8 protein-coding genes are annotated in these 13,377 nt (G+C 50.3%); 5 read left to right on the plus strand and 3 right to left on the minus strand.

The annotated features are described in order from the left end of the window. Positions 1-41 precede the first annotated feature (41 nt). The 4 genes from dnaN to gyrA are packed head-to-tail and all read left to right on the plus strand — an operon-like array spanning position 42 to position 7,012. The gene (gene dnaN, locus PLD04_00075) at positions 42-1,145 is read left to right on the plus strand and encodes a DNA polymerase III subunit beta (protein ID HXK66714.1); all 1,104 of its coding nucleotides are present in this window, start codon (positions 42-44) and stop codon (positions 1,143-1,145) included. Further along, positions 1,142-2,164, plus strand: coding sequence for an AAA family ATPase (locus PLD04_00080; protein HXK66715.1), 1,023 nt, complete (start codon positions 1,142-1,144; stop codon positions 2,162-2,164). Before dnaN ends, PLD04_00080 begins: the two co-directional genes overlap by 4 nt. Next, positions 2,161-4,563, plus strand: a complete 2,403-nt coding sequence (gene gyrB / locus PLD04_00085; protein HXK66716.1) for a DNA topoisomerase (ATP-hydrolyzing) subunit B — start codon at positions 2,161-2,163, stop codon at positions 4,561-4,563. Before PLD04_00080 ends, gyrB begins: the two co-directional genes overlap by 4 nt. A gap of 1 nt (position 4,564) precedes the next feature. Then, on the plus strand, positions 4,565-7,012 hold the full coding sequence (gyrA, locus tag PLD04_00090; GenBank protein ID HXK66717.1) for a DNA gyrase subunit A: 2,448 nt from the start codon (positions 4,565-4,567) through the stop codon (positions 7,010-7,012). A gap of 74 nt (positions 7,013-7,086) precedes the next feature. Here gyrA and PLD04_00095 read toward each other — a convergent pair whose 3' ends face one another. Further along, a complete protein-coding gene (locus PLD04_00095) occupies positions 7,087-9,399 on the minus strand; it encodes a PEP/pyruvate-binding domain-containing protein (protein ID HXK66718.1) in 2,313 nt (770 codons plus the stop codon). Between the two features lie 88 nt (positions 9,400-9,487). On the opposite strand from PLD04_00095, the gene PLD04_00100 reads away from it, so the two are divergent. Continuing rightward, complete coding sequence (locus PLD04_00100) at positions 9,488-10,312, plus strand: ion transporter (GenBank protein ID HXK66719.1); 825 nt, start codon at positions 9,488-9,490, stop codon at positions 10,310-10,312. Positions 10,313-10,386: 74 nt separating this feature from the next. On the opposite strand, the gene gdhA is transcribed toward PLD04_00100, so the two are convergent. Next, positions 10,387-11,748 carry an NADP-specific glutamate dehydrogenase gene (gene gdhA, locus PLD04_00105; GenBank protein HXK66720.1) on the minus strand — a complete coding sequence of 454 codons (1,362 nt, stop codon included), beginning with the start codon at positions 11,746-11,748 and terminating at the stop codon, positions 10,387-10,389. A 208-nt stretch (positions 11,749-11,956) separates the two neighbouring features. After that, entirely contained in the window at positions 11,957-13,243 is a 1,287-nt protein-coding gene (locus PLD04_00110; protein ID HXK66721.1) for a Glu/Leu/Phe/Val dehydrogenase, read from the minus strand. Positions 13,244-13,377 lie beyond the last annotated feature (134 nt).

Consider the following 13,377-nt stretch of genomic DNA (forward strand, 5'->3'; position numbering starts at 1 on the left):
ACATTTCAAGGATTTTATGATATTCTGATGTGGGAGGTAATATGCGTTTGAATGTCAGTAGAGAACACCTGTCCCGGGAATTATCCGTCGCTCAGAATATCGTTGAAAAGAAGGCAACAATTGCCATTCTGACCAATGTTCTGCTGAACGTCACCAAGAATGACATTCACCTGACTGCGACTGATCTGGATATCACCTATCAGAGCCGCGTACCTGTTGAGGTGGAGGAAGAAGGTTCCGTCACGGTTCTTGCCAGCAAAGTGAGTGAGATATTTCGTCTGATTCCCGATAAGGAAGTCCGGGTCTTTATGACGGAACATGATCGTCTTCGAGTTGAAGGAGACTCACTCTTTTACGAGTTACCCACTCAGTCTCCGGAGGATTTTCCCAAGGTTCCCGATGTGGAGGACTTTGGAGGTATGACCGTGGATCACAGGCTGTTGCGCACAGCCTTTGAGAAAGTACTGCCCAGTATCGCGCAGGATGAATATAAATACCAGTATGGTGCAATTCTGGCTAAGACAAACGAATCAGAACTGGAACTCGTTTCCATCGACGGATACCGCATGAACTTCGTGACCCTTCCGGTACGCGTTGACACTGGGGTCACGTTTCCGGACATTCTGATAACAAGGAAAGCAGCACAGGAAATAGTGAAGATCGAAGATGAAAAGGAAGTCCGGCTGGTCCAGCATGATAAGTTTATCGCCTTTCTCTACGGGGCAAGAAAGATGACGTGCCGGCAACCCCAGGTAAACTTTCCGGATTATTCGGGATTTCTTGAAAACCGAGGTTCGAAAGTATTCGTATTCGATCGAGAAGAAATGGCTGAAGCCATTAAACGTGTTTCGATCGTTTCCGCTGGAAATTATAAGGGAATCAAATTTATACTCGAAAATGGGAAACTGACCCTTGACGGATCTCATCCGGATTATGGAGAAGCTGTTGAAACGCTTTCGGTTGATTACGAAGGATCGCCAGTAACCATTATTTTCAATGCCCGCTATGTGCAGGATTTTCTCTCCACCGTTCATGTCGAACGTGTCCACGTCTACTTTACGGATCCCGAGAAGAAGGTCTTCTTTGTTCCCGATGGAGAGGAGGATATTTCCCATAGCAGCATTTTGATGCCGATTACGCTGTGACCCTGGAAAGGATCGATATCATCCGCTTTAGGAACTTGAAAAATCAAACTGTAAGCACCGCTGGCCCCTGGGTCAGTGTGTCCGGACCCAATGCTCAGGGAAAGAGCAATTTTCTGGAGGCCGTAAGCATTTTGGCCAACGGAAAGGATTTGCGGGATAACCATATTCATGCCGTCCCCCGGGGAGAGGCGTTCTGGAGCCTTCGAGGGAGGGTCAGCGGTGTGGATCGGATCGCAGCATATAAGGATTCATCTCTATCCCTCTCGTTGAATGGAAAATCCGCACGAACAGCAGATTTTATGGCCCGGGGAGGTGCGATTTACGCGGATGACGGGATATTCTGGAAGTGGTTCATGTTACCCGAGGAACGGAGGAAATTTCTGGACCGGGTTCTTCTTTTGAAAGATGCGACCTACCTTGATCACTACCAGTCCTTTTCCCGGATACTGCAACAGAGAAATACTGCGCTGAGAAAGGGGTGCGATCCCGATCTATACAGGGCGCTCACCGATCAGTTTGTGGAACACTCGGCGATGCTCAACAGGCTTCGCCAGACTCTCACGGTTGAATTGCAGGAAGGATTGAACCGGAAACTTTCAGCACAGGGTATTGATGTTCTCTTATACTACCCGACCTACAAGCTTTCGGACTATCAGAAACTGGCCCAGCGATTCAGGCCGCAGGAGGTCCGTCGCGGATTTTCTCTCTTTGGGCCTCAGAGAGAAGATCTTACGCTTCTTATTGATCGGAAACCGGCGGTGCGCATTCTCTCGCTCGGACAGAAAAAGATGCTATTTCTCTTCCTGATCCTTGTTGCTGCAGAATTACTTCCGTCCGCACTGTTAATTATTGACGATTTTGATACAGATCTGGACCCTAGTCGAATGGAACAGATCTACAGGATTTTTTCTGAAAGTCCTGTCCAGAAAATCACCGCATCACTCAGCCCCGCAAACCATGGTGGGGTTCATTTCACCGTCCAGAAAGGGCGGCTTACTCCCGCCAAGGAGTCACTATGAGTCAACAGGAATATTCCGCAAAAGAGATTAAACTTCTGAAAGGTCTGGAGGCCGTTCGAAAGCGTCCTGGCATGTATATTGGAGATACCGATGATGCCACGGGCCTTCATCAGATGGTTTTTGAGCTGCTGGACAACTCGATTGATGAAGCTCAGGTCGGATATTGCGACAAGGTTAAAGTCACGCTGAATGACGATGGTAGCGCTACGGTAGAAGATAACGGGCGGGGAATTCCCGTTGGAATGCATCCTACTGAAAAGCGTGAAACGTTGGAAATCATTATGACTGAACTTCACTCAGGTGGAAAATTCGATCATAATGCTTACAAAACCAGCGGCGGACTCCATGGAGTCGGCGTCAGCGTGGTGAATGCTCTTTCTGAGGAATTGACGATTGAAATTCATCGGGATGGCCAGATCTGGCAGCAAACCTATCGGGAGGGTCGTCCCGTTGCTCCCCTGAAAAGTATCGGGACAACAAAGCGGACGGGGACCACGGTTACCTTCAAACCGGATCCTACCATTTTCAAGGAAACTCAGTTTCAGTTTAAAACCCTTTCTGAACGACTTCGGGAACTCGCTTTTTTAAATTCCGGAGTTGAAATTGTTCTTCACCAGAAAGCCGAAGATAAAAAGGCAGTCTTCAAGTACAAAGGAGGAATTGCGTCCTTTGTTCAGCATATTTGTGAGCACCGGTCCCCGATCCACAAACGGATCATCTATTTCAGCGACACCCGACAGGAAAACGGGGCTGAGGAATCATTGGAAGTAGCCTTTCAATGGACGGGAGGCTACAACGACACAATGCTCTGTTTTACCAACACGATCCACAACAGGGATGGCGGAGCCCACATGGCCGGCCTCAGGGCGGGCCTTACCCGTGCCATTGTCAAGTACGCCCAGGACAAAAATCTCATGAAGGAAATCAAGGAAGGGCTGTCCGGCGACGACGTACGGGAAGGTATTGTCGCAATTATCAGCATTAAAATTCCCGACCCGAAATTCTCCTCTCAGACAAAAGACAAGCTGGTCTCCTCCCATGTTAAGGGCTGGGTGGAAAGCGCTGTTAATGATAAGCTTTCCCAGTTTCTGGAGGAAAATCCGGGTGAAGGGAAAAAGATTATCGCAAAAATGGTGGACGCCGCAAGGGCCCGGGAGGCTGCAAAGAAGGCACGGGAACTGGTGCGTCGAAAAGGTGTACTCGAAACAACTTCCCTCCCGGGAAAGCTGGCAGACTGTCAGGAAAAAGATCCCACTATCTGTGAGCTCTTTATTGTCGAGGGGGATTCGGCAGGAGGTTCGGCCAAGCAAGCGCGGGATCGAAAGACGCAGGCTGTTTTACCTCTCCGGGGAAAAATTCTTAACGTCGAGAAGGCCCGGGAAGTAAAAATCCTGTCCAACAACGAAATTCGAGCGCTGATCACGGCTCTGGGGGCGGGGTACGGTACCGAAGAATTTGAGGCGGAGAAGTTGCGTTATCACAAAGTCGTGATCATGACCGACGCCGACATCGACGGTTCCCACATCCGGACTCTTCTCCTTACCTTCTTTTTCCGTCAGATGCCAGACCTTATTCAACGAGGCTATCTTTACATCGCACAGCCGCCCCTCTATCGGGTTGTATCTGGAAAAGAAGTTATCTATATCAAAGATGAGTCTGATTTTACCGGCTTTCTTCTGGAGCGGATCCGAAGAAATTTTCATGTTGAATTTGATGAGGGCGAGGAGTTTCGCGACCAGGAACTGATGCGACTCTGCCGGGGGTATCTGGAATATGATCAGCACATGGACCGAATGCAGATACGCGGCTACCCGAGGGAGGCTGTTGAAATCCTTCTTGGTGTAGGGGTATCCGACCCCCATGGGTTTACCCGGGAACGATTGATGAATCTCAAACCCATTTTCGAGGAATCGGGCTTTATCGATTGCAAAGTTCTGAAGGAAGAGGAGGAAGATGAACACTTCTCCATATCCTTTCAGGTGGATGATGGAGGAGGTCCCAGGTACTCTCTTGGATCTGATCTTGTGTCATCCCACGAGTATCAGCAGCTTCTTTCTCTTCACCATCAGCTGTCTGATCTCTTCTTATCACCCTGCACCATCCGCAATGATGAAGGTCTTTCCCATCCCTGTGAATCGATGAATGAGATGTATGAAGTTCTTATGGCCCTGACCAAAAAGAGCCTCTCCATCCAGCGCTACAAAGGTCTGGGAGAGATGAACGCAGACCAGCTCTGGGAGACCACAATGGACCCTGAACGCAGGATACTTCTCAAAGTTCAGGTGGAGGACAACATGGAAGCTGATGAAATCTTCACTATCCTGATGGGAGACCAGGTCGCTCCCCGGAAGGAATTCATCACCAATAACGCCTTGAGCGTGAAAAATCTGGATATCTGATATGAGTCGACGAAGCATTATTCCGGTTCTGATCGAGGAAGAAGTCCAGAAGTCATACCTGGACTATGCCATGAGCGTTATCATCGGGCGGGCCCTTCCCGATGTACGGGATGGCCTGAAGCCTGTCCATCGAAGAATCCTCTATACCATGTTTCAACAGGGGAATGTTTCGGGAAAACCCTATAAGAAGTCGGCGCGCATCGTCGGTGAAGTCATGGGTAAATACCATCCCCACGGAGATTCCGCCATCTACGATGCCATGGTTCGAATGGCACAGGACTTCTCCATGCGGGAACCGCTTGTGGATGGACAGGGTAACTTCGGAAGTATTGATGGGGACTCAGCCGCGGCCATGCGGTACACCGAAGTACGTCTGACCCGTCTCTCAGAGGAACTGCTGAAAGGGGATATTGACAAGGAAACCGTGGAGTGGATCCCGAACTATGATGGTTCGCTTCAGGAGCCGACCGTCCTTCCTTCGGTCTTTCCCAACCTGCTCGTCAATGGCGCCTCGGGGATTGCCGTGGGAATGTCCACAAACATTCCTCCTCATAATCTGAGTGAAGTTGCAAAGGCTGCCATTCTTGTCATGGATACCCCCTCAGTCTCCATTGATGAGATCATCCATGTTCTTCCCGGACCCGATTTCCCGACCGGTGGAATTATCAATGGTCTTAAAGGTATCCACGATGCCTTCACGACAGGCAGAGGAAGCCTGCAGGTCCGGGCCAGAGCCGTTGTTGAAGTTCTGAAGGGTGACCGTCAGCGTCTCGTTGTGACGGAAATTCCTTACCAGGTCAATAAGTCCAACCTGGTTCAGGAAATCGCCGAGCTTGTCAAGGCAAAACGGCTGGAAGGAATTCAGGATATCCGGGATGAAAGTAACCGTGAAGGGTTAAGAATCGTTCTTGATTTAAAAAAGGGTGCTGTTGCGGAGGTCATTCTCAACTTCCTTTACAAGCACACCCAGCTGCAGAGCACCTTCAGCGTACAGTTCCTGGCCATTCTGAACCAGCAGCCACGCCTCTTTACAATCAAGAAGCTTCTGCTGGCCTTCATCGAACACCGAAAAATTATCATTATCCGTCGCACCCGGTTTGATTTGAGAAAGGCGGAAGAACGGGCCCACATTCTCGAGGGGTTAAAAATTGCCCTGGACAATCTTGATCAGGTCATTAAGCTGATCCGTGCCTCCAGCGATGTGGCTTCAGCTCGGGAAGGATTGATGAGCAAATTCGGGCTGTCCCGAATTCAGGCGGATGCCATTCTGGAGATGCGCCTGCAGAAACTGACCGGTCTTGAGCGGCAGAAGATCATCGACGAGTACAATGAAATTTTGAAAAAAATTGAAGATTACAAGGCAATTCTGGCTTCTGAAAGCCGGGTCAGGGATATTATTCGCGATGAACTTTTAAGCCTTTCGGAAAAGTATGGAAATGTCAGACGGACCGAGATTAGGCCCCAGAAGGAAGAATTTTCCATCGAGGATACTATTCCGGAAGAGGACATGGTGATTACCATTTCCCACCGCGGATACATCAAGCGAACAGCTCTTACGACGTACCGGGCTCAGCGACGCGGAGGGAAGGGACGGCTCGGAATGGTGACCCGGGAAGAGGACTTTGTCGAACATCTCTATGTGGCCTCCACTCATGACTACATCCTTGTCTTCACTCAGGATGGAAGGCTGCACTGGCTCAAGACCTACGATCTCCCCGAGGTCGGGGCTGCCGGGAAGGGTACGGCGGTTGTGAATCTGATCCAGGTCTCTTCCGATACGCGAATTGCCGATGTTCTTCCCGTCAAAGCATTTGATCCCCAGCAATATCTCTTTTTTGTTACAAAGAAGGGAGTAGTGAAAAGAACGGGATTGGATCAATACGGGAATGTCAGACGCGGCGGAATCCAGGCTCTCCGTGTCAATGAAGGAGATGCCCTTCTCAACGTCTCCTGCGTGAAGGATAATGATCGTGCCCTCCTGGCGACTCGACAGGGGTTCAGCATTCTATTCCCGATTCAGGATGTCCGTCCTATGGGACGTGTGGCCGCCGGTGTCCGTGGGATCCATCTCAGAAAAGAGGATGAAGTCATCGGTGTCGTGGTGGCGGATGCGGAAAAGGATGTTCTCACCGCCACGGTAAAAGGATACGGGAAGCGCACGGCCACATCGGAATACCGACTTCAGAGCCGGGGAGGCAAGGGAATCATCAATATCCGCATCACGGAAAAGAACGGTGAGGTGATCGGAGTGCTTGGAGTGACCGAGCATGACGACGTCATGTTGATCACCGAAAAAGGCAAGATTATGCGGACAGAGATCGCACACATCTCGAAATATCACCGGAGCAGCCAGGGTGTAAGGCTGGTCGATGTAGACGATGAAGATAATCTGACTGCCATCGCTCTTCTTCTGGAGCAGGAAGAAACTGAGATCGAGCTGGAAGAATAGAAACCGAACCGCATCTGGCTCACGGATCCATCCGGAGGCTGAGCCCTGATGGGCCAGGCTGTATCTCTTGAAACTCAGGAAACAGAAAGTTCGATATAGGCCAGAGCCTTATTCCGGTCCCCATCCATGGCAACGGTCAGTGTTGCATCCTCCTCCAGGTCGTGCATGTCAATCACACGAATCACGGGACTCATATCTCCGAAAGCGGGAGCATGTTGGACCAGCCGATTCCGGCCTTCCTCAAAGATATCAAGGCGAAGCATATTTTCATTATCGTCAGGATAGAGGGGAAGGTATAAGATCTGAGATTCGACCAGATCCTGGAAAAAGTGCGTCCCAAAAGATAGATCCGGAACATAATCTCCTTTTTTGCAGGCGACTTCAACCAGCATGGCTGTGTTATTGATATCGCTGTAGGCAACGGGAACACCAAGTTTAATGTCACCTCTGCTGCCCCATCGACCCGGTCCGATCAGGATGAAGGAACGTCGGTCCAGGGAGTGATTTAACGCTGCGATTCCATCGGCAACCCGTTTTATGGAATCCGCATCAGGAAGCGAGTCATAGGCTCCCGGTACGACATAGACAACATAACGTACGTTTCGTACCATCCCGCTTGTAACGAAGCGGTTGGTGGAAAACAGCACGCGGTCACGGTCAATATTCTCTGGAATTTCTGGACGTTCCTGCAGACGGGAGACTCCCTGGGGACGGCACTGAAGAAAGTAGAGGTGTTTCCCATCAGAGGCGAACTCGACATCGACGGGCCATTCGAGCGTATCCTTGAGAACCTTGAGCATGATGTCCATCTGCTTCAGAAAATCTGAATTTTCCATGAGACCCTGGAAGGTTACAACAAGATCCTCCGGGTCGTAGTCCAACAGCGTTCCCATTGTGGGGCGAAGCATGGAATCGGTATAGAGGGAAACTATCTTTTCGAGGCCGAAGATTTCTTCACTGTGCTGTTTTAAAATGCCGGACACGGGGACCGTCATGAAGGCATTGGTTCGAAGGTTGAGAACATCCATGTTTTTTTGTGCGTACTTTACGGTGTCCGCCGGATCCACGGTGACCCGAAGACCGGGTTTCCCTGGAGAGGCCAGAAAGGAGTAGTCGTCCCCGACTCGATCCACAGCTCGGGTTCCCAGACCAAAGACGATGCGGACTGCCCCGTCTTCCCTTCGAATCCGGGGACTCCAGCGGAATTCGTTGTTGGAAAATGCCACACCGGCAAAGAGGGGAAAGAAGTAATCCCCTACGTTGTTTCCCACGACTTCCTGGATCAGGATCCCCATGCCTTCATTGAAGTCCAGAAGTCCCCTTTCTTTTCGGTACTCAATCGGGTCGGGACTGAATACGCTTGCGTAGATTTCAGCTATTGCGTCAAGCAGACTCGCGAGCCGTTCATTCTTTGGGCCCGTATTGGAAAGAAAAAGGCTCTTGTATTTTCCAGAAAAGGCAGCACCGAAGCTGTCTTCCAGCAGGCTGGAAGAGCGGACAATAATCGGCTTGGGACCGATCTGATTCAACATTCCTTCCAGCTGGTTGATAATTTCTGAAGTGAAAAAACTATGTTTAAAAAGTTGCTTGAGAAATGGATATCCAGCCCTGACCTCTTCAATATCGAGATACTTGATTCCGATCAGCTCTTCCAGGGCGTTGTAGTGAATAAAATCCATCGTCGTATCGGTCGTGATGAACCAGCTTTCCGGAATGCGCACATTTTCCAGGATGGGATATTTCTTCTTCATGCTCTTGATAATTTCAAAACCGATAATCAGGCCAGCGCTTTTTCCCCCGAGCTTTCCGGTGCTCTGGGCCGACCCGATTACCCGCTTCAGGAGCTTGGAAAAATCCCGTACCGTTATAAAATGCTTGGCGCGGATAATATAGGGGAGGTGATCGGAAAGAAACCGACGGATTAAGGAAACACGGATATTGACAAACTTGTCCGGGGAGATGTGAGTTTCCCCGGGAGCAATCGTGAAAAAACGGTTCAGTGCTTCGGCAATTTCATGAAGGGTTGCATTGGGGCGATCCACGGTGAGGGAGAGAAACCGACTGCGTTCCTGAGCCAGCCATTTTCCGATCTGTCCTGAAATTTCATCCTCTGCAAGGGTATCCCCGGCAATCTTGAATACTTCTTCGACAAAAAATTTCATGGTTGCCAGATCTTTTTTTGGATGAGGAACATTCGGGTAGAGAAGATCGGACACCTGATGATCACTCTTGGATGGTTCCAGTTCCTTCATGAGAGATATGATTTCAGGAATATGGCGGGTGTAAAGGTAGTAAATCATCTTTCGCGTGATCCGGTTGAGAAGAATCGGATCCACGTTCTCCAGCAACTCAACAATGACGCGCCATTCGGGCTTTTCTTTCGCCATATCCGTCGGCATTATATCACGGGGCCTAACTCCCCGGACATCGGTTTGAGGCCCCGTGATAGGGGGAATAGAGTGTTACAATGGACTCGTGTCCGAGAGAAATTCCAATACTGCAACGATACGGGATCAACTCCATACGATTATCTTTGAAGCCGACACGTTGAGCGGAAAGCTCTTCGATATCGGTTTGATCGGGGCAATTCTTGTCAGCGTTCTGATCGTCATGATGGACAGTGTGGCGCCTCTTCGAGCTTCTTACGGCCGTTTTTTTACGATATCCGAGTGGTTTTTCACCCTTCTCTTTACCGTGGAATACATTCTCCGACTGATTTGCGTGAAGCGACCCGTTATTTATGCAAAGAGCTTCTTTGGTATTGTGGATCTTCTTGCCGTACTTCCGACCTATCTCTCCTTCATCCTTCCCGCATCCCGGTATCTTCTGGTTATACGCGTTTTGCGGGTCCTCCGAATCTTCCGGGTTCTAAAGCTCGTTCAATATCTCGGAGAGGCTCGACTTCTCCTTCTTGCTCTCAAAGCCAGCCGTCGAAAGATTGCCGTATTTCTCTTTACGGTTTTTACTGTGGTGATTATCGTCGGTTCCTTTATGTATATCCTGGAAGGAGAGATCCACGGGTTTTCCAGCATCCCCAGAAGCATCTACTGGGCTATCGTGACACTTACGACCGTGGGCTATGGAGATATTTCACCCCAGACCGCACCCGGCCAGGCCCTCGCGGCTCTGATCATGATTCTCGGATATGGCATCATTGCGGTTCCTACCGGAATTGTAGGGGTTGAACTTGCCAGAGTCTCAGAGCTCAAATCCACGTCGACTCAGGTTTGTGCCTGGTGTGGTCTCGATCGGCACGAGGATGATGCTGTCTTCTGTCGTCACTGCGGTCGCGAACTTTAACCTCATGTTTCATTTCAAAGAAAAGAAAGGGGAGGCCAAGGCCTCCCCGGTAACGACCAGTCTGAAAAGATATCTTAGATCACACCCTGGTCCATCATGGCATGTGCAACTTTCAGGAAGCCGGCAATATTGGCGCCATTGACATAGTTGCCCGGTGTGCCATATTCGTCGGCCGTTTCTTTGCAGGCCTTGTGGATGCTCTTCATGATGCCATGGAGGCGCTGATCCACTTCTTCGCGGCTCCAGGAGAGACGCAGGCTGTTCTGGGACATTTCGAGGCCGGAGGTTGCTACCCCGCCGGCATTCGCAGCCTTGCCGGGACCGTACAGAATCTTGTGATCCAGGAAGATCTGTACCGCATCGGGTGTGGAAGGCATGTTCGCTCCCTCGGAAACCACGTAAACGCCGTTCTTGATAAGGTTCTGCGCGTCTTTGGCGTTGATTTCGTTCTGTGTGGCACTGGGGAAAGCGCAATCAGCCTTGTGGTCCCATAGAGGATTGTAATCGAGGCTGGGATCCAGGGGCGTGTAGGTTGCAGAAGGATACTTGTCGGAGTATTCCTTGATTCTTCCGCGGCGCACGTTCTTGAGATCCATGACAAATTCCAGCTTTTCCCGGGTAATGCCTTCCGGATCGTAAATGTAACCGCCGGAATCGGAAAGTGTAACGGCCTTTCCACCCAGATGGAGCACTTTTTCAACCGTGTACTGGGCGACATTTCCGCTTCCCGAAACGATGCAGACTTTGCCTTCGAGGTCGTCGTCCTTGGTGGAAAGCATTTCCTGAGCGAAGTACACCGCACCATAACCCGTTGCTTCGGGACGAATCAGGGATCCTCCCCAGTTCAAGCCCTTTCCTGTCAGGACACCGGTGAATTCGTTGCGGATTTTTTTGTAAAATCCGAAAAGGAAACCGATTTCACGGCCACCAACGCCGATATCCCCTGCAGGAACGTCGGTATTAGGCCCGATGTGGCGGAAGAGCTCGGCCATGAAACTCTGGCAGAAACGCATGACTTCATTGTCGCTCTTTCCTTTGGGGTCGAAATCGGATCCACCCTTTCCGCCCCCCATGGGGAGGGTCGTCAGAGAGTTTTTAAAGACCTGTTCAAAGGCCAAAAACTTCAAAATGCCAAGGTTTACCGAAGGGTGAAAACGGAGACCGCCCTTGTAAGGTCCGATGGCACTGTTCATTTCAATTCGAAAGCCGCGGTTGACCTGGACGTATCCTTTGTCATCAACCCAGGGAACACGAAACATGATGACCCGTTCGGGTTCAATGATCCGCTCGACGATCCTTGCCTTCTTGAACTCCGGATGGCGTTCAATTACCAGCTCAAGAGACTCGACTACTTCTTCAACAGCCTGATGAAACTCAGGTTCTGCCGGGTTTTTGGCCTTAACTTCAGCCATCAGGTTTGAAACGAAATCGGACATCACAACCCTCCTAATGTAGTTTGGTACAGCGTAAAAATTGAGTCTAGCACGCGTCTGATAGTGAGTCAAGGCACAAATATAAGCGTGCCCGAAAATCGGGAAAAACATTCGGCCCCGGGCTGTTATACAGAAAAGCCGGGGCCGATAAGAGGTCGAATTGTGATGAAGCGTACAATCGAAACTATTTCCAGGAGCCAGCCCGGTTCGATTATACCCACCCGCGGAGCCTGCAGGCTTCCGCAACCCGGGAAATGGCGATCATGTAGGCTGCATCCCGCATATAGACGCGCTTCCGGCGGGCCAGATCGTGTACGCCATGAAAGGCCTCGGTCATAATCTTATCCAGACGGTCCAGGACTTCATCTTTTGTCCAGAAATAGTTCATATTGCTCTGTACCTGTTCAAAGTAGCTGCAGGTAACGCCGCCGGCGTTGGCAAGAAAGTCAGGAATGACAAAAATTCCGCGTTCCTTGAAAACAGCATCTGCTTCGGGTGTTGTGGGACCATTGGCGCCTTCTACGACAAATTTGACCCGGTTCGAAATCTTCTGGACCGTTTCTCCATTTACCTGGTTCTCAAGTGCGGAAGGAACGAGAATATCAACATCCTGCTCAATCCATGCGGAGCCGGGAAGGATTTCATAGCCCATCTCCCGGGCCTTATCTTTATTTATTCCGCCGAATTTGTCTGTAATGCCGAGAAGGGCTTTCAGATCGATTCCGTCTTTCTTTACAAAGGTATAGGAAGTCTGGTCGGTCTGGTCCCAGCAGGAAACACAGACGGCAGTTCCTCCATATTGTTGATAGAGTTCCACGGCGTACTGAGATACGTTCCCGAATCCCTGAAAGGCAGCCCGGGTATTTTTAATGTCCACTTCATGGGAGGTAAGTGCTTCCCGAAGAGTGTAGACTACCCCATAGCCCGTGGCTTCCGTGCGTCCGAGAGAACCGCCCATCCCAACCGGTTTGCCCGTGATAAAACCGGGAAATTTTGCACCCATAACTTTTTCGTATTCATCCATCATCCAAAGCATATGCTGCGCATTGGTCATCACGTCAGGTGCGGGAACATCCTGGAGAGGTCCGACATTTCGAGCGATCTGTCTGACCCAGCCCCGGCAGATCTGTTCCTGCTCACGCATGGACAGATTGTGCGGGTCACAAATTACGCCGCCCTTACCTCCGCCGAGAGGAATGTCGACAACGGCGCATTTCCATGTCATCCAGGTGGCCAGAGCGCGAACCGTATCTATTGTTTCCTGGGGGTGAAATCGAATGCCGCCTTTGCTGGGTCCCCGGGCGTCATTGTGCTGGACCCGAAACCCCTGAAAGACCTTTACACTGCCGTCATCCATCTTCACGGGGATTGTGAAGTGATACTCACGCATGGGTGTTCTCAGAAGTTCCCGAACACCGCTGTCCAGGTTTAACTGTGAAGCGACACTGTCAAATTGTTCCTGCGCCATCTTGAAGGGATTAAAGGATTTGCTCTCCATGGTGACCTCCTGTGTTCACGTGGATGGTAGCCCCCTATCATACTCCAAATTGACAGTTTGTCAATGGATTCATGACATGTGAAATTTTTCACTACATTGCTTTTTTTGTCGGGTGGAACCGGGGTAATGTTCCT

Source organism: Thermoanaerobaculia bacterium, assembly GCA_035593605.1.
In the GTDB taxonomy this organism is placed as follows: Bacteria; Acidobacteriota; Thermoanaerobaculia; order UBA2201; family DAOSWS01; genus DAOSWS01.

What these genes read in the sequence shown, in the direction of transcription:
- dnaN (HXK66714.1), top strand. Translation starts at nt 42, where the DNA reads ATGCGTTTGAATGTCAGTAGAGAACACCTGTCCCGGGAATTATCCGTC.
- gyrB (HXK66716.1), top strand. Translation starts at nt 2,161, where the DNA reads ATGAGTCAACAGGAATATTCCGCAAAAGAGATTAAACTTCTGAAAGGT.
- gyrA (HXK66717.1), top strand. Translation starts at nt 4,565, where the DNA reads ATGAGTCGACGAAGCATTATTCCGGTTCTGATCGAGGAAGAAGTCCAG.
- PLD04_00095 (HXK66718.1), bottom strand. Translation starts at nt 9,399, where the DNA reads ATGGCGAAAGAAAAGCCCGAATGGCGCGTCATTGTTGAGTTGCTGGAG.
- gdhA (HXK66720.1), bottom strand. Translation starts at nt 11,748, where the DNA reads ATGTCCGATTTCGTTTCAAACCTGATGGCTGAAGTTAAGGCCAAAAAC.
- PLD04_00110 (HXK66721.1), bottom strand. Translation starts at nt 13,243, where the DNA reads ATGGAGAGCAAATCCTTTAATCCCTTCAAGATGGCGCAGGAACAATTT.